The organism is Bacillus sp. G1(2015b), from assembly GCF_001482475.1.
Lineage (GTDB): Bacteria > Bacillota > Bacilli > Bacillales > Bacillaceae > Bacillus > Bacillus safensis.
Genome location: NZ_LKIC01000031.1, coordinates 121,898 through 138,789, shown reverse-complemented (window position 1 = coordinate 138,789; position 16,892 = coordinate 121,898). Strand labels below are relative to the sequence as shown.

Genomic DNA, 16,892 nt, shown 5'->3' with positions numbered 1-16,892 from the left:
CTTTGCAACAAGCGAAAAAAGGGTTTTAAAAAACCATCGTTCTATTAAACGATGGTTTTTGGTTTCTTAGCTGAGATAAAATATCTTTCGGCGAATTCACCGGGGGCTTCATTTGTAAAATCAGCGGTCACTTCTATTTGTTCAAAACCAGCGGACTTAAGGAACGCTGCATATGTTTCAAATGGAAATGTGCGCTGTTCATGCGTCTCATCATAACGCTGATACATGTCTCCATCTTTTACAAAAAAGCTTAAATAATGAATGACCGAATACATGTCATCCCCTTTATCGCTCTGCCAAATATAGCTAATCTCTTCATCTTGATCTGCAAAAGTCGATCCCGGGAATACCTCTTCCATTTTATAAGGCGTATGAACATCAAAAAGTAAAACCCCATCTTCCTCTAAAAGCTGAAACATGTTTTTAAAGGTTTTTTTGACGTCATTTTCGTTTTTTAAGTAATTCAAGGAATCACAGCAAATAACGGCTGCCTGGAAGGCTTGCTCAAAGCCCGTAACCTCTCTCATATCTTGATGTAGAAATTGAATCGACTGCTTTTTCGCCTGGGCTTTTTGCTGCGCGAAGGCCAGCATTTCTTCACTGAGGTCAATTCCTGTGACCTTGTGGCCCTTTTCAGCTAACCGAAGAGAAATCTCTCCAGTTCCACAGCCTACATCGATGATGGCAGCATTCGGCTTCATATACTGCTGGATCCATTGAACCCATTCATCATAAGGTGCATGTGTCATGAGCTCGTCATACACACCTGCAAACCCTTGATAAATCATGAGTTAATGCCAAGTGAAAGCGTTTCTCTCGGCGCATCTCCCCAAAGCTTTTCTAGATTGTAATATCCTCTTTCTTCTTTGTGGAACACATGGGCAATGACATCTCCTAGGTCAATCAATACCCATCTTGCTTCATCAAAGCCTTCCATCTTCTTTACTTCAATTCCACTTTCCTCTGCAAGATGTTTTACTTCTCTTGCAATGGCTTGCACTTGTTTATCAGAATTCCCGTGACAAATGAGAAAATAATCTGCAACAAGTGAGATTCCTTGCATATTAAGGGCAATAATATCCTCAGCCCGTTTATCATCGCATGCTCCTGCTGCGACGTTTAAAATTGATGATGAATCCATCCAAAATTCCTCCTTAGTTGTTCTTATGCACAAGCGAGTTGTAAGTAGCAAGCGTATCTGGAAAGACTGGCTGATTCTTTTTCATTAGAAAACTGATGGTGTTTTTTAATGATTGGATCAGTGCACGATCTAGATCATGTTCTGCTAACTCCCTTACTTCTTCGACACCAGGGAAATGTCGTCCTGGTTCTATATAATCTGCGACATAAATGACTTTTTCAAGTAAAGTCATGTCTGGTCTGCCGGAAGTATGAAATTCAATGGCTGTTAAAACATCTTGATCGCTAATTCCAGCTTCTTTTTTGACCAAATAGGCACCAACCGGGGCGTGCCAAAGCTCGGGCGAATATTCAAGCAATAAAGGGTTCATCTTCTCTTGCTCGATAATCCCCTTCATTTCTTCCTTTGGTCTAAATTTCGCATAATCATGAAAAATAGCGGCGATCTCTGCTTTTTTCACATCAGCACCGAACCGTTCCGCTAATGAAATGGCTGTTTCCATGACTCCAAGTGTATGTGTATATCTATGCTCTGTTAACTGCTCTTTGACACAGTTCAATGCTTCTTCACGATTCATATAAATGATGCTCCTTTATATAACGCTCAACAGCTTTCGGAATCAAATAATCAACAGGTTTTCCCTGCTCTATTCGCTGCCTAATCAATGTCGATGATACATCAAAAGCTGGAACATCTGCAAATAAAAGAGGATATGCCGTACTTCCAACGTAACCCGGTCTTTTCATCCCAATAAAGGTGATCATTTGAAGCAAGTCATCGATCCGATGCCATTTTGGCAAATACTCGACCATGTCCGCTCCTATCATAAAAAAGAACTGATCTTCTGGATGACGCTTCTTTAACAGATTGACTGTATCTACCGTATAAGACGGACCCTCCCGCTCCATTTCAATGAGCTCGAGCTGAAAATACGGATTTGACTGAATCGCCGCCTCCACCATATTTATCCGGTGATGACTATCTGCTCGTTTCCGTCCTGTTTTGTGAGGAGGCATATGGTTTGGGATAAACCAAATTTCATCAAGCCCAACTTGAATCCGCACCTCACTTGCCATCAGCAAATGCCCATTATGGGGAGGATCAAACGTACCGCCGAACAACCCTATTTTTTTCATATCGCATCCACCTTTACGGCAGCTTAATTTGTTTATTTTCCTTAGATTCTTTGTAAAGGACAATCACATTTCCGATCGTTTGAACGAGTTCAGCCTTTGCACCTTTTACAAGTGCTTGCGCAACTTCCGTTTTGTCTTCATCGCAATTTTGCAATACGCTGACCTTTAACAGTTCTCTTGCTTCAAGCGCCTCGGAAATTTGCTTGACCATATTGTCATTTACCCCGCCTTTTCCAACTTGAAAAATAGGTGATAAATGATGTGCTTGTGCACGTAAAAAACGTTTTTGCTTACCTTTTAACATGGTGTTCCTCCTAATTTCTCTATGACAATTGACTTCATTTTTCCGGCGTCAGGCGTAATGCCTGTCCACAGTTCAAAGGCTCTTACTGCTTGTCCAACAAACATGCCAACCCCATCTACTGTTTTCAAGCCTAAACCTGCTGCTTCACTTAGCAGTTTTGTTTCTATTGGATTATACACAATATCACAAATGACCGCTGTTTTTTTTGCGTTCGCTAAAGAAATCGGGGTTTCTTCAACATTCGGATACATGCCGATCGAAGTCGTATGGATGATGACATCATATTCCCCAAGCCGCTCTTCTGCTGTATTTAATGTGATTGCATGAGATGTGATTTTCCCCTCTGCAGTTTCAATTAAAGCTTCAGCTTTTTCAATGGTGCGGTTCGTAATATCAAAGCTCTTCGGTGCATACTGAGCAATTGTCGTATAAATCGCTCTTGCCGCTCCGCCAGCACCAATCAAGAGAAATGATAGCTCTGATAACGGCTGATCCAAGGCTTCAAGCAATGAATGAAGAAAGCCTTCTCCATCTGTATTGTACCCAACGAGCTGATCCCCTTCGCGCCGTACCGTATTGACGGCACCGAGGCGTTCAGCTGTCACATCAATTTTGTCAAGGTACTTCATGATTTCTACCTTGTGCGGAACAGTGACGTTAATGCCTCTGATTCCTAACGCTTTCATGCCGCTAATCGCATCTTTCAGGTCATCATTTTCTACTTGAAAGCCATGATAATGTCCATCTATTCCAGCATCCTTTAGTGCTGCATTATGAATATCCGGAGACATTGAGTGGCCAACAGGGTTGCCGATTACTCCGTATAAAGGTTTCAAGGTCTCTCCCCCTTTGAACATTTAAATTAACGAACGTCTCATAAACACATGAACGCCTTTTGGCGCATAAACTTTGATTTGCTTGTCCGCATCATTTGCAGTGACCCAGCCTAAACCTGAAAAGACGATGTCCATTTTTGGCTGATCAATGGTAAAGGTATGCGGAACGAGCGGCGGGAAATCTTCTATTCCCTCTTTTGATGGCGGTGACAGCAGTTCTCCTGCATGTTTTTCATATAAATCATCTGCGTTCTCCAGCTTTGTACGGTGAATGTTCAGCTCATTTGGCATATAGCAGACAAATGACGTTCTGCCGCCTTTTACGTAATCAAATCGAGCCAGTCCGCCAAAATAAAGCGTTTGTGCTTCATTTAATTGGAACGTTCTCGGTTTCAATTCTTTTTTCGGCGTTAAAATCTTCAAGTCATTTTTGCTGACATAGTGTGCCATTTGATGTCGGTTGATGATGCCCGGCGTATCGAATAAAGCAGACCCATCATCAAGCGGAATTTCAATCGCATCAAGTGTAGTACCTGGATATTGGGAGGTAGTAATGACATTCTCTTCTCCAGATACTTCTTTGATGATTCGATTGATAAATGTTGATTTCCCAACATTCGTACAGCCGACAACATAGACATTTCTTCCCTCGCGGTAATGATCAATCGCTTCCATCACCTCAGGTACGCCCTGGCCTCTGCTTGCACTAATTAAGAAAACATCAATAGGGTTTAATCCGTTTTCCTTTGCTTCCCGTTTCATCCAATGAATCAGACGATCTTTTTTCACGGATTTCGGTAAAATATCCACTTTGTTGCCGACAAGTAAAATCTGATTACCACCGACAATACGGCTCAGTCCATTGATCCAGCTTCCGTTAAAGTCAAAAATATCAACGACCTTCACAATGAGAGAATCTGTCTCTCCAATGCTGTGCAATATATTTAAAAAGTCGTCTTCTGTTAAAGAAACATCTTGAATTTCATTGTAGTTCTTTAACCTAAAACAGCGCTGACAGATCACATCTTCTTTCAATAGAGATGCTGCCGGCGCATATCCTAATTGATCTTTATCTTCCGTCTGAATGGCTACACCGCAGCCAATACAAACAACCTTTTCCATTATTACTCTTCCTCCCACTGAATGTGGCCCTTACGCTTTAAGGCTCCTAAAATTCTGCGTTCAATCTGCCTGTTAAACTTTGTGAAAAATCCGTCCGAGGCAGCAACAGGAACGACCAAAATCGTATGGAAGCCATGACGATTCCCGCCAAGAACATCTGTCATGAGCTGATCCCCAATGACAACCACATCTTCTTTTTTCAATTGCATATCAGCGACTGCCTTATTAAAGGCTCTTCCCATAGGCTTTCTCGCTTTATAGATAAACGGGATATGAACCGGTTCAGAAAAAAGCTTGACCCTTTTTTCATTATTGTTCGATACAATCGTCACTTGTATCCCGTGATCTTTCATTTCTTGAAACCACTCAATTAAGCGCGGTGTCGCACTTGGACGGTCCCATTCTACTAGTGTGTTATCTAGATCAGTAATAATTCCTTTTACATTTCGTTCTTTTAATTTTTGCGGTGAAATGTGGAAAATACTTTTCACAAATTCATCCGGTAAGAAATACTTCTTTAGCACAATTTGCACCCTTTCTTCCATTGGTTTTCAGCGATTGTGTCGAATCAAATCACAATTTGTCTGTCTATCGAATACAATGAAAAAGTTTTCGACATATGATGAGGACCTTCAACAGGTGTGGATAATTTTACACACATTATCCACCTATATTTCATCACGCTTTCATTCAATTATAAACACTCTACCCACAAGTTATCCACTTAACCATGTGGATAACAGAACGATTGTTCTTGTTTCCCATTCATGGTAGATTAAAGGTACTTCAAAGACAGTCGATCAACCTATGATGATATGTCTTTTCCTCAAATTTTATGCCAACTTTTTCAGGGGAGGTGTTTTTCCCATCATATGGGTTTCTAGTATGAAAAAGCTGTCAGATGATTTACTTATAGAATCGTATTATAAAGCAAATGAAATGAACTTAAATCGCGACTTCATTGAATTAATTGAGACAGAAATGAAAAGACGTTCGCTCGGGCATATGCTCTCTGTTTCCTCTTAATTCCATATCACAGGAACCATGCCTCCCGAGCACTCTCCTTTTTTAAACTCAGGTGACTGATATTATATCACTTGCGCTATAGGCTTACTACTATTTTCCGTAAAAAACACCCCTTCTGATAAAAGAAGAGGTGTCTTAATTGCAAGGCTGTTCATTCCAAAACCATAACCCTCCGCCTACGACTAAAATGACCACAAGGAACACAACAAGAAAAGCGTAACCGATTCCTGCTCCTTGTGCTGGATAAGGCGAACACGCAGGGTAAGGATAAGGGCATCCCCACATATCAGTTACCTCCTTCTAAGAAGATATACTGTTAGACTATGCAGGATGGATGGTCTTGTTTAGGCAGATGGCCATCATTTAAAAATGTTTGATGACATCACGCTCTTTGATTTCGTTATAAATAATTCTCGCCCCTTTTGGTGTCATATGATTGCCAGAAGGGTCGATCAAGCCTGACTGAATCAGGGCATGATCACTATCTTCACCAGCTTCTCTGATGAAAGCTTTCCAGTTGTCGACAAGCGGCACCTGCTCATCCTTCGCTACTTCTCTCGTGATGTCATTATAAGAGTTTTGCCAAGCTCTTGCCCCGCCTCTCCCGGCAAAATAAGATGACTTATATCTGGAGTAATAATACAAGCCCTTTTTCCCGCCTTCTACAACAGGAACACAGGTCATGAGAATCGGGGCAATGCCTTCTTTTCTACTTTCAGAAATGAAGTAGGTTAAATTTTCTTTAAACCGTTTTTTCGTCACTCGGGGATGTTTCCCGTCTAAAATCGCCGCATCATTCGTACCGAACATGATGAGAACGTAAGTTGGTTTCTGTTTTAAAATATCCTGCTTAAAGCGCAGTTTCGCGTCTTCAGTCGTCTGCCCACCAATGCCTGCATTCTTCACTTGAATTTGGCCGCGCTCGACGTTTTTCATGAGATTCACCCATTTTTCAGATGTTGGATAATCTCGAAAGTCCCAGTTTGATCCTCTTGTATTGCTGTCACCAAATGCAATGACGCTTTCTTGTACTGGCTTTGAGCACCCAGCAGCAACACATAATAGGATAAGTAGGAAAACATACTTCTTCACAACATTCACCTCCAAAAGCCCTCTTCATATAGTAAACGACAAGACTTTTGGTTTCAATGAATGACTGTTTTTGACGAATGATTACTATTGCAGTTGAACTGGCATATATGCTTTGTCATGGTGCAGCAGCTCACTTACTTTTACAAATTCATAGCCGCTCTTCTTTAATTCAGAAATCACCTGCTTTAATGCTTCTACCGTTTGCTTGCGATTTCCCCCGCCATCATGTAAAAGGATGATATCGCCGCCTTGAATATGATCAATAATTCGGCTTGCAATTTTATGTGCGCCTGGTCTTGACCAGTCCTTCGGATCTTGCGTAAAGGACCACATGACCACATCGTACCCTTGCTTTGACAGAATGCGGAATGATTTCATTGTTAAGCGTCCACCAGGAGGGCGAAATAATAAGGGACCGCCAGGCTGGAGTGAAGCGATATGAGCCGCTGATTCTTTTAATTCCCGCTTGATCTCCTTTGACGACAACAGGTCAAAATACGTATGATTCATCGTATGATTGCCGAGTTCATTCCCTTCGTCCACAATCCGTTCTGCGATCATCGGATATGCATGGATTCGGCTCCCTATCACAAAAAAGCTCGCATTCACTTGATGCTCCTTCAGCACATCCAATATTTGATTTGTATACACTGGGTGAGGTCCATCATCAAAGGTGATCGCAATCTTTTTCCGTTCCGCTCTCATGTCCCAAAAGGCACGTCCCGTTTTTTCAAGATCGACTCGTTTTAATGTACGTGCCTCTACTTTATTAGGAACAAAAGCACATAGCAGCCATATACACATTAAGATATGCAGCCCTTTCATTCGACCGCCTCCTCCACCGAACATCATTACCAATTAAATTGCCCGCTTTCTCATCAATTCATGCAAACCTCATGAGGATATCGACATCTTTTTCACATAAAAAAAGCCGGCCATACTGGCCCGCTCTTTGTGTTTCACGTTTGGTTTCTCTCTTCAACTGTCGAACGTTGCTTAGAATTCATACAGACACTCTCCTTCTTGGATTTGATTTTGAGCCCATAATAATTTCTGATAATACTGGTTGGACTTTTTGTATTGTTGAGAGGCTTCCAAGGCTGTCGCAATTTCTAGTGAGATATCCTCTATATAAGAGTATAGGCTAAGTTTTTCCAAATAATCAATGGTTTTTTGCAGTTGGTCTTCATTGATTTCCTGAACATATAAAGCATCCAGATACTCAAACATATGACAGAACAGCTGGTCTTCATGCTTCTTTGCAGCCAATTTCCCAGCTTCTAATATGCGCAGGGCATCCGCCTGTTCATTCTGTCTAAAAAGCAGCTTCGCCAGCGTATAGAGCGTATGCGGAAGCGTTGGGAGCAGCTCTTTGCGGGCAAGATCAGCGGATTCCGTTAAATATCGTTCCGCTTCCTCTCTATAGCCAAGCTCGCCATAACATTTTCCTAAATTATAGAGCGCTGAACTGTATATGCGCGGGTGATCAATTTGAGATGCGAGCTGTTTTGCCTTTTTTAAATGAGGCAGTGCCCGGTCTTTTCGTTTTAAATCTTGATAATTTCCTGAAATGACAAAGAGACATTGAATGATGCGAATGGTATACGCATCATGCTGATCGTATATTTCCAGCGCCTTTAAAATATGGTGCATGGAGACATGTGTTTGTTTCATGATATAGTAGGCTTCTGCCACTTTAAAATGAAACTCTGCCTGCTCAATATCATCAAATACCATGGACAGCTGCTTTTCTGCCACTCGATAATATTTGACGGCTTCTAAATATTCTTTTTGACTAAATTCATGCATGCCACGAAAAAATGCATGGTAATAATGCAGCATATCAGATAACTCATGATTGGAATTTTCGATTTTATCGACTAAATTAGATACTGAGAAAGGTTGGTATTTTGAAGGGTGTATATAGTCAAGCATGATTTGGTGCCGAAAACACATGAGCTGATAATAAATCAGTAAATGCTGGTCCTCTTCCATCTGTTCAATTTCCGCTTCAACTTCCGCTTTCAAGATTTCCGCATCTGGAACACTGAACTGCCGTATCATTCGATACCATTCATTAATTTTCATACCTACATGTGAAGATAGAACCTTCCCCATGTTCCGAAATGACCCCTTCCTTTTCGGTCTAATATTACATATTTTAGCACGCTTCTTGACCGCCAAGCACCGAAAAGAAACCGCAAACATAAAAAAGAGACGAACAGAAGCACGATTTTTTTGAAAAAGATGATTTTTTCATCGTACAGACACAGACAATCCCTCCTTCACATACATTTGAGGATATAGGCAGCAGCCTAAACATGGTGGAGGTGAAAATCGTGGCAGGAGTATTTACAGCGATGGGATTGATGGTCAAAGAATTGGTGTTTTTAGTGTCCTATGTCAAAAACAATGCCTTTCCACAGCCCCTTTCGGGAGATGATGAAAAAAAATACTTAGCCCTCATGGCACAGGGCGATGAACACGCAAGAAACATGCTGATTGAACATAACCTTCGGCTCGTCGCCCATATTGTAAAGAAATTTGAAAATACCGGGGAAGACGCTGAAGACCTCATCTCCATCGGGACGATCGGACTCATTAAAGCCATCGAAAGCTATTCCTCTGGAAAAGGAACAAAGCTTGCAACGTATGCAGCGCGGTGTATTGAAAATGAAATTCTCATGCACTTACGCGCGCTCAAAAAAACGAAAAAAGACGTCTCCTTGCATGACCCCATCGGTCAGGATAAAGAAGGCAATGAAATTTCATTAATCGATGTCTTAAAATCCGAAAATGAAGATGTGATCGATACCATTCAGCTCAACATGGAGCTTGAAAAAGTAAAGGAGTATATCGACATTCTCGACGGCCGAGAAAAAGAAGTCATCGTTGGTCGGTTCGGTCTTGATTTAAAGAAAGAAAAAACGCAGCGGGAAATAGCCAAAGAGCTTGGGATATCGCGGAGCTATGTGTCACGGATTGAAAAGCGCGCGCTGATGAAGATGTTTCATGAGTTTTACCGGGCGGAGAAGGAGAAACGGAAGCGGGAGAAGGGGAAGTGAAAAAATCCCCCTAACTTCTAACAAAAACAGACCTCATGAGGTCTGTTTTTTATTTCGGCACTAAGCTACGCTACTGTCTCTCTGCATTTCTTTTGATAATAGCTGCCCTTTATTCATATCGCCCAATTAATCTAATTTAAATGACTGCGATGTCCTCTTTGTTAATTAAATATATTTTGTTATGATCGTGATCTTTGCTAGGATAATGATCAATTAAATATTTTCTCAAGGTATTTAATTCAGCCCTATCAATCTTTTTTGATTCAATTGCATTTTCCCACATTACAATTAATGTTTCATCGTCTATTACCTCTAACACTTGAGGAACAAATTTTTTATTTTCTCGTTTATACGCTTGATACGCCGTGTAAGAAACTGCATCTAAAACTGAATACCAGCCATATTGTTTTTGTTCATCTTTTTCTTTAGTAGCGAACTCGGCTACATCCATATAATCTTCACTATCTATATAATTACATAAATCATCTGCACTTAACTCTTTCCCAGAAAGCCATTTCCAGCAATCATCTAAAGCTTTTTCTCCTATGTGGTAACCATCATCTTCTTTATCTATGAATGTATACATTTTTTCAGCTATTGCTAATCCTAGAGCAACTTTAGCTTCTTCACTAAGGTCATTTATAAAATCCATTCTATAGCCTCTTTCCTATTTTTTTATTTTAACAACATTTTCTGTAACACCATTTTTAACATCAAAAGATAAAGTATCTCTTGGATGTGGGACACTTGGATCTCGTTCTGTTGTTACTTTTATTTTCAATTCAGGATAGTGATCTGTCAGTTGCTTGAATATTCCTCTTTCCTCACTTGGAACTCGATCAAACAAACCTTTTGTACATTTATTACAAACTCCATTTGGATTGGATTGATGGATATTTAGTATACCTTTTATCTCTTCTGGTTTAAGTCCTGCCTTTTTAACTGCATCCTCAAATTCTGCTATTACGCCTTCTTCTGCATGATCCATAAATTGAGCGTGCCCTCTAACTGATCTTTTATATGGTGCCTTAATTTTCCGATCAGGATAAACTTCATCTAATGAAGGAAGACCTCCTTCTTTCCTAACTTTTGGCGACCCACCTTCGAACACGCTACGTTCCAAACCTTTGACATCTGTTTTTCCTACAGCAACAGTTTGAGTTTCTGGAACATTCCACTTCTTCCGCAAACGATCTAAATCAGTCTTTCCTACGCTTGCTTGATTAAGGTGGTTGCTTTTCTGATTAATTCCCATTCTGCTATTAAACCCTTTCGCCCCAAACGGCAAAAGCATTCCAAGCGCCGCATTCATACTTGCTTCCTGCTGTTCTTTTGAGATCTTGTTTCCAAACATGTCTCGGCCTGTGATTGCTTCGCTGAAGCCGTTGGTGGCGGTGAGGCCGTATAAGCCTTTTTGAGATGTTTTTAGGGCGTCAAAGGATTTTTGTGATGTTTTGTAAACGTCAACCGCTCTCACTGCGGCTGATGTGGCTTGAGTGGTTTTATAGACTGCTTTTCCGCCTTTGAAAATGCGGCCTGCCCAGCCGACGATTGGAATGTAACCGGCTGCTGCCATGCCTCCTGCCGCGACTCGCTGACCTGCGGTGAGTTCCTCGCCCGTGATTGGATCAACGCCTGTTGCGGCACGTTTTGCATCGTTCACGCCGGTCAGTTCATTGACGATGTTTCCGCCATAATCGAGTGCTTTTTCATACCAAGGACGGTTGGCGAGGGCTTCTTGTTCCTTCGCAATCTTTCGGGCTTCTTCTTGTTCTTTTTTGATTTTCAGATATTCAGAAGTTTGCTTTTCAATATCACTTTTTGCCTTGTAGATTTCGCTATTTTGATACGCTTTCTTATCAAAATTCATAGGCGAAATCGCTTTTCCATCATTTGTCGCATTCATCATTTCAGCGTACAATGCCATTGTAGCTTGCTGCTCCGTCTCTGACAAAGCATATTCATCTTTTAAATTTTGATCAAGCTCTCTCAGATCTTTGACCGTCTTTTTTCGTTCATCTTCTGCATCTTCTATTTTTTCGTCAAAGTTTAGGCTATCAAATACCTCTAGGGAAATGAGGTCATCAATGTCTTGAAAAATCGTTTTGAGTGCCTTTTTTTGATCCTTTACAATGCTTTTGGCATTCTTGATGCCCATATGTACTGCGTTGTCTAAAAAGTGTTCTTCTACAAAGGTATCGCCGCCAAAGCTCGTATCATCAAGTGTTCCAGAAACACCTTCATGAAAGGCTTTTTGCTTATCAATGAAGCTGATAAACATGTCTACATTTCCGGCGAGCTCTTTGTAGAAGCTTTTAATGTTATCGGCACCTTTCCCAGTAAAATCATCACCAAGATTGGCAACACTTTGTAATGCCTGTTTTAAATCTACCATTTGTTCGCGGAGTTCCTGATAGTGTTTTGCCCTTGTGTCCATGGCACTTGTTAGTGCTTTTGCATCAAGTATCTTGCCCAGCAGAATTCACTCCTTCCTATTCATTGACAAGGTCAATTTTACCAACACAAAGTTTGTCATTAAATAGGAATAAAGATACAAAAACAGCACTCAAATGATTTAGAGTTCTCGAAACTTTAAACCTGTAGTAAAGGGTACTCCTCAATATTAGCCCTACTTCGTCCCTCTTCTCATATTCCGTTGAAAACGTTAACCCGTAACTTTTCTGATCAAAAAACAATAGCCATCTGCCTGTTTCTAAACTCTTAACACACCTTCATAATCAAAACCTTGTTCAACATATCCTACATGTAAATGCATACTCTCATCTAAACTATGTATTCTTTTATTTATACACACTTTCACCTTACTCCCCTAACTTTTCACATTATGCTGAAAATCAATATTCCTCAACTCAACCCAATCAACAAAGTCAGGTACCTTTTTTGTCGTTAAAAAATGTTGAATGATTTGATACGCCTGATTGCGGTCGACATAGCTGCACGATGGCACATACAATGGTGATCCAGCGACCAAATGCTCGATCGTTTCGATCTTTTCTACCTTTTGAAAAGGGACTAAAAAATCTGGATATCTGATGATAAAGAATCCATACGGTTCAGTATAAAAGAAAACTAGACTTTCGCATTCCCCATCTTCCTCTATCTCAATGGAAGATTCCCCGTTTCCTTGTTTCCAATACTCTTCACCCTCCTGAAAGAAGATCTTTTTCATGAATTCTTCTCCCGGATTTTCTACTGGAGCTCCTATGGGTCCGTAGTATAAAAACATCAATATCGCTCCTTCATGCCTATATCAATTTAGATTTAACCGATTGTTCTATTTCCCTCAAAATCATAAAAAGCTTGTGTTTGTTGGTTTAATTTTAGCATGTGATATAGCTTTGGGTTTAGCTTTTGAAAGGTTTGAGTGCTGACCCATTTTACTTCTTCAATATCCTGATCCGGATCTAGAATGTTCATCTCTCCCCCGATCATTTCCGCAAAGAACGTAATGATCAGCGCATGATGCTTTTTATCTTGAAAGAATGCTTCACGAACCGAATGAAGTTCATTTACTTTGACAACATACCCTGTCTCTTCTTTCACTTCACGGATGACAGCCTGCTGCAGGTGTTCACCTTTTTCCACAGCACCGCCCGGAAGTTCCCAATATCCCTTTACATTCTTGACCGTTAATATATTTTCTTCCTCGTCATAAATAATAGCTGAAACCACGTCTACTCGTTTCAAATGAATCCCCCTTAACATTCCATTCACACCAATAGTCGAATAGGTGGCATGAACTGTTCATTTTATACACTCTTATTGTACTGTATCCTTCATACCGATTGGAGGTCATTGCTTGTAGATGGTCATCATGTTACTTATTGTCCTCATACGATTTACGGGGAATTTCGTTTCTCTTTTGAGACAAATTAAAGCACCAAACGGGAAAATCATCAAACTGTTAGAACATAAAAAAAATAAAACCTCACGCAACTAGCAGGAGGTTTTTTTCCATAGGAGGAATCTTACCGCTTTTCCTCAAACAACATATATCTAATTCGCCGAATATAATGGAGCGCAATATGACCGAGGCATAAAATGAGCCCAATCATCGAAAGAATATAGATGGGCAGCATCAAACCAGGTACATAGTTTATAACAAATCCCAAACTAAACGCTGTCAGCATATATATGCTGATCAACCTCATCAACACCATTTGAAGCCCTCCCTTTCTATAATCACTTTAACATATTTTCCCTTTATCTTCATAATATGCTTTAAAAAAGATGCGAATCCATTAAGACTCGCATCTTTTTAACGTATTCAATTCACCTTTTTCGCCCGTGCTTCCTTCCACTGCTCAAGCTCCGATACTGTTAGTAACTGATATCCTTGCTTCGTCAATTCTTTGATGATCGTGACAGCTGCGTTGGCAGAGGTGTCATAGATGTCGTGCATTAAGACGGTTTCTCCGCTAGACGCATGTGAAAGAATGTAGTTTGCGACGTATTGGCTGTTGCGATATTTCCAGTCTTCAGGATCAACGTCCCAAAGCGTGACTTTCATGTTGACAGCCTCGTTGATCTGTCCGTTTGTTCCACCATATGGCGGTCTAAAGTGAGTGGGTGTGAATCCGCTAGCTTTTTCAATAATTTGCTGCGTATCTTCTACTTGTTTGATGGCTTGTTTTAATGGCAGTCTTGTGAGTAAAGGGTGGTTATAGGAATGATTTCCGATTTCATTTCCACCTTTTCTGATTTCACCTAGCATATCGGGATAATATTGAACCCTGCTGCCTAATACAAAAAATGTCGCGTGTCCTTTGTTTTCTTTTAAAGCTGTTAAGATTTTTGAAGTCGTTGATGGATTTGGTCCATCATCAAATGTAAGGGCAATGGCTTTTTGATGTGGGTTAAATATTCGCTGTTTAGGCAGTTTTACAATCTTTCTTTTTGCGATCGGTTCTTTTTTCTCGTTTTTGTTCTTTTCTTTATTGATGTATTCTGGCTTTAACATTCCTTTAATCAGTGTTTTCTTAATCGCCAGCACTTGAGGGCCTTTCTTGTCTGGTGCAATTTGCCCCGCTGGGAAGTAGAATTCAATAAAACGATCTTTGATGGCAAAATACTGATAATGCTCTGCCTCAGGAGATGTTCCTTGTTTAAGCAAATGCTTGTTTTCAGCAAGAGAGCGATCTTTTTTTAACTCCTCAAATGTCATTTGAGACAGTTTTTTCAGACTTTCTTTCTTTGATAAAAATAGATCATCTATCGATAAAAAATGCTGTTTCTTGAAATCAAAATTGAATATCTTCGTTTCATGTGTGCCTTTTACTCCGCCTTTCAATTCATATGTATTGAATTTGATCGCAGCAGTTTGTTTGGCATAATGAGTAATCTCGTAATCTATGTTTAATTCGTATCGATGATCTTCATCGACATCACTTGCTTCACTAAATGATGTTTTGAATTTATCGAGCGCTGTTTCTGCAAATCTTTTCATCTCTTGATCTAGCTTTTTTTGATGAAACACAGGATAGTTCACAGCATATCTTAAGTATCTCCCGTCATTCACGAGGGTCACAATTTCAACTTCTTTATAGCTCGCATCTGGTGCTACCTTCTTCTTCTCTGTCCCGCTTGCCTGCTGATTATGATAAAACGCGGCGATTCCGATGATCATCGCAAGTCCGCATAGGACGAGACTGACTTTCCATTTAATTGACACAATGATTCTCCTCTCGTGATGCCGTCATACCTGAATGACGTGTTTGTAGGATAGACTTTGCATGCCCCCTTTTTAGTTTGCAAATCACACAATTGTCACATTTTCGACACATTTTTAGAGAGGAATAAAAAAGGACTGATTTCTCAGTCCTTTGATTACTTTTGCATATATAGTTGAAATAATTTCGTTTCTTCATCAATGGAACGCGCTCGATCAAATGCGGCTCTGACTGTCTTTGTATTGTTCATGAGCTCGTACATCATGGTCAGCACAAAGATAAAAGCTGCATTCCCATCTATGTAATCGTCCGGCGCCGAATAAGATGTAGCTCCTACCTCTAAAAAAGCATCTGCTAGATTTTTCTCTCCTAGTGTGCAGCCTGTAGAGATAACATGAACTCCTTCTAAGGAAGCATACCGCTTGATTTCATCCGCTCCAAAAGCAGTATCCCTAGGCTCTTCATCTTCGTATACATCTTCCCCTAATTCAGGCATGATAAATGCTCCTTCTTCACCATGAAACGATAAAAGAAGGTAATCTATTTCTCCTCTATTTCTACCAGATAACACATGAATCAGGTCATTTGGTCTTCCGATCCAATGCATATCGACTTTCGCGCCGAAGTTTTCAAGTGCTGCACGCAGTGCAAAAGATTCCAACTCACTATTGGGACCTGCTGCTAACGTAATGCGTATGGCCTGTTGATTCACTTCTATCTCCTCCAGTCTATGATAAAAATAAAACCATTTTTTCCTCATCTGCATATGTATCAGCCCATTTTAACGCTTTTTCTTCGACAGCGTACGACTCAAATCCAACGGAGCGATAGAGGCGCTTTGCTGAATGATTAGTTGTCACCACTGATAAATACACTTGCTCGATGTCCTGCTGTTCTTGCGCGAAGGAAAGAGCTTTCGTCATCAAGGTCTTGCCTGCTCCCATTCCGCGGGCACTAGGTGTTACATACATCGCAGTCAAATTCGCTCGGTGCTTTAACTTCTGCAAGGTTTCTTGGATGAGCGACTGCCCCCACAAGCTGCCCTTGATGAAAAGCGCCAAATGTCCACATAGATTGAGCCGAAGCAAAACGCACTTTATATTTGTCCTTTGTATTGAATTGCTCTTCCTCATAGCTCATCGCAAAACCCTCTGGATTTACTCGCAGTGCTTCTAGTCTGAGTGCTGTATATTCTTCAGCATCATCTGTTGTTAACAATCGAATATTCAGAAAATCACCTCCAAAAGAATGATGGATACTTCCAATTTTATCTTGAAAAGAGATTTTGATCAAAAGATATAGGCTTCTCTGACTCGCTTCCTCACCTGTAAAAACAAGGTATTTCCGATCATGTTTACGTGTTTTATTCTAGCAAAAACGATTCTTTTTTCACTTATCTTTTCACTTTTTTTATATTAATCTATAACTAATTCATGAAAAAAATGAAAAAAAAGGATTGCGATGAACTAAAAGATATCTT

23 protein-coding genes are annotated in these 16,892 nt (G+C 40.4%); 2 read left to right on the top strand and 21 right to left on the bottom strand.

Features of this window, described 5'->3' with window-relative positions:
- Positions 1-44: 44 nt before the first annotated feature.
- Genes AMR95_RS18100 through AMR95_RS18065 form a run of 8 tightly spaced genes read right to left on the bottom strand, consistent with a single transcriptional unit; the run spans position 45 to position 5,063 of the window.
- Positions 45-788 (bottom strand): class I SAM-dependent DNA methyltransferase, encoded by a 744-nt coding sequence (locus AMR95_RS18100; RefSeq protein ID WP_058839050.1) that lies wholly within the window; start codon positions 786-788, stop codon positions 45-47.
- Positions 785-1,141 carry a ribosome silencing factor gene (gene rsfS, locus AMR95_RS18095; protein WP_003217467.1) on the bottom strand — a complete coding sequence of 119 codons (357 nt, stop codon included), beginning with the start codon at positions 1,139-1,141 and terminating at the stop codon, positions 785-787. The genes AMR95_RS18100 and rsfS overlap by 4 nt, the downstream gene beginning before the upstream one ends.
- A 13-nt stretch (positions 1,142-1,154) precedes the next feature.
- Positions 1,155-1,718: a bis(5'-nucleosyl)-tetraphosphatase (symmetrical) YqeK gene (gene yqeK / locus AMR95_RS18090; RefSeq protein ID WP_058839049.1), complete on the bottom strand. Its 564-nt coding sequence runs from the start codon at positions 1,716-1,718 to the stop codon at positions 1,155-1,157.
- Positions 1,708-2,277 carry a nicotinate-nucleotide adenylyltransferase gene (locus tag AMR95_RS18085; RefSeq protein WP_058839048.1) on the bottom strand — a complete coding sequence of 190 codons (570 nt, stop codon included), beginning with the start codon at positions 2,275-2,277 and terminating at the stop codon, positions 1,708-1,710. The genes yqeK and AMR95_RS18085 overlap by 11 nt, the downstream gene beginning before the upstream one ends.
- Before the next feature lie 13 nt (positions 2,278-2,290).
- Entirely contained in the window at positions 2,291-2,581 is a 291-nt protein-coding gene (gene yhbY / locus AMR95_RS18080; RefSeq protein ID WP_058839047.1) for a ribosome assembly RNA-binding protein YhbY, read from the bottom strand.
- Positions 2,575-3,417: a shikimate dehydrogenase gene (aroE, locus tag AMR95_RS18075; protein WP_058839046.1), complete on the bottom strand. Its 843-nt coding sequence runs from the start codon at positions 3,415-3,417 to the stop codon at positions 2,575-2,577. The genes yhbY and aroE overlap by 7 nt, the downstream gene beginning before the upstream one ends.
- A 21-nt stretch (positions 3,418-3,438) precedes the next feature.
- Positions 3,439-4,539, bottom strand: coding sequence for a ribosome biogenesis GTPase YqeH (gene yqeH / locus AMR95_RS18070; RefSeq protein ID WP_058839045.1), 1,101 nt, complete (start codon positions 4,537-4,539; stop codon positions 3,439-3,441).
- 2 nt (positions 4,540-4,541) lie between these two features.
- Complete coding sequence (locus AMR95_RS18065; RefSeq protein WP_008356191.1) at positions 4,542-5,063, bottom strand: YqeG family HAD IIIA-type phosphatase; 522 nt, start codon at positions 5,061-5,063, stop codon at positions 4,542-4,544.
- Between the two features lie 361 nt (positions 5,064-5,424).
- On the opposite strand from AMR95_RS18065, the gene AMR95_RS18060 reads away from it, so the two are divergent.
- The gene (locus tag AMR95_RS18060) at positions 5,425-5,565 is read left to right on the top strand and encodes a sporulation histidine kinase inhibitor Sda (RefSeq protein ID WP_003217327.1); all 141 of its coding nucleotides are present in this window, start codon (positions 5,425-5,427) and stop codon (positions 5,563-5,565) included.
- A gap of 135 nt (positions 5,566-5,700) precedes the next feature.
- Here the strand turns inward: AMR95_RS18060 and AMR95_RS19335 are convergent, their stop codons facing one another.
- From AMR95_RS19335 to AMR95_RS18045, 4 genes are all read right to left on the bottom strand, one after another.
- A complete protein-coding gene (locus AMR95_RS19335) occupies positions 5,701-5,850 on the bottom strand; it encodes a hypothetical protein (RefSeq protein WP_162842499.1) in 150 nt (49 codons plus the stop codon).
- A gap of 78 nt (positions 5,851-5,928) precedes the next feature.
- Positions 5,929-6,657: an SGNH/GDSL hydrolase family protein gene (locus AMR95_RS18055; RefSeq protein ID WP_058839099.1), complete on the bottom strand. Its 729-nt coding sequence runs from the start codon at positions 6,655-6,657 to the stop codon at positions 5,929-5,931.
- 84 nt (positions 6,658-6,741) lie between these two features.
- Complete coding sequence (locus AMR95_RS18050; RefSeq protein WP_058839044.1) at positions 6,742-7,482, bottom strand: polysaccharide deacetylase family protein; 741 nt, start codon at positions 7,480-7,482, stop codon at positions 6,742-6,744.
- A 171-nt stretch (positions 7,483-7,653) separates the two neighbouring features.
- A complete protein-coding gene (locus tag AMR95_RS18045) occupies positions 7,654-8,775 on the bottom strand; it encodes a response regulator aspartate phosphatase (protein WP_041086294.1) in 1,122 nt (373 codons plus the stop codon).
- 218 nt (positions 8,776-8,993) lie between these two features.
- On the opposite strand from AMR95_RS18045, the gene sigK reads away from it, so the two are divergent.
- A complete protein-coding gene (gene sigK / locus AMR95_RS18040) occupies positions 8,994-9,722 on the top strand; it encodes an RNA polymerase sporulation sigma factor SigK (protein ID WP_034738387.1) in 729 nt (242 codons plus the stop codon).
- 136 nt (positions 9,723-9,858) lie between these two features.
- On the opposite strand, the gene AMR95_RS18035 is transcribed toward sigK, so the two are convergent.
- The 9 genes from AMR95_RS18035 to AMR95_RS19475 form a co-directional block, all read right to left on the bottom strand.
- Positions 9,859-10,374: an Imm6 family immunity protein gene (locus AMR95_RS18035; protein ID WP_058839043.1), complete on the bottom strand. Its 516-nt coding sequence runs from the start codon at positions 10,372-10,374 to the stop codon at positions 9,859-9,861.
- 15 nt (positions 10,375-10,389) lie between these two features.
- Positions 10,390-12,159, bottom strand: coding sequence for a T7SS effector LXG polymorphic toxin (locus tag AMR95_RS18030; protein ID WP_231746911.1), 1,770 nt, complete (start codon positions 12,157-12,159; stop codon positions 10,390-10,392).
- Between the two features lie 393 nt (positions 12,160-12,552).
- Positions 12,553-12,969, bottom strand: a complete 417-nt coding sequence (locus AMR95_RS18025) for a hypothetical protein (protein ID WP_058839042.1) — start codon at positions 12,967-12,969, stop codon at positions 12,553-12,555.
- Between the two features lie 35 nt (positions 12,970-13,004).
- Positions 13,005-13,430 (bottom strand): NUDIX hydrolase, encoded by a 426-nt coding sequence (locus AMR95_RS18020; protein WP_058839041.1) that lies wholly within the window; start codon positions 13,428-13,430, stop codon positions 13,005-13,007.
- Positions 13,431-13,711: 281 nt separating this feature from the next.
- Positions 13,712-13,903, bottom strand: coding sequence for a hypothetical protein (locus tag AMR95_RS18015; RefSeq protein ID WP_058839040.1), 192 nt, complete (start codon positions 13,901-13,903; stop codon positions 13,712-13,714).
- A gap of 107 nt (positions 13,904-14,010) precedes the next feature.
- Positions 14,011-15,414, bottom strand: a complete 1,404-nt coding sequence (locus tag AMR95_RS18010; RefSeq protein ID WP_058839039.1) for a polysaccharide deacetylase family protein — start codon at positions 15,412-15,414, stop codon at positions 14,011-14,013.
- A gap of 155 nt (positions 15,415-15,569) precedes the next feature.
- A complete protein-coding gene (locus AMR95_RS18005) occupies positions 15,570-16,172 on the bottom strand; it encodes a delta-aminolevulinic acid dehydratase (protein ID WP_412056684.1) in 603 nt (200 codons plus the stop codon).
- Positions 16,141-16,419, bottom strand: a complete 279-nt coding sequence (locus tag AMR95_RS18000; protein ID WP_331457639.1) for a GNAT family N-acetyltransferase — start codon at positions 16,417-16,419, stop codon at positions 16,141-16,143. Before AMR95_RS18000 ends, AMR95_RS18005 begins: the two co-directional genes overlap by 32 nt.
- Complete coding sequence (locus tag AMR95_RS19475; RefSeq protein WP_231746918.1) at positions 16,367-16,705, bottom strand: hypothetical protein; 339 nt, start codon at positions 16,703-16,705, stop codon at positions 16,367-16,369. The genes AMR95_RS18000 and AMR95_RS19475 overlap by 53 nt, the downstream gene beginning before the upstream one ends.
- Positions 16,706-16,892: the final 187 nt, after the last annotated feature.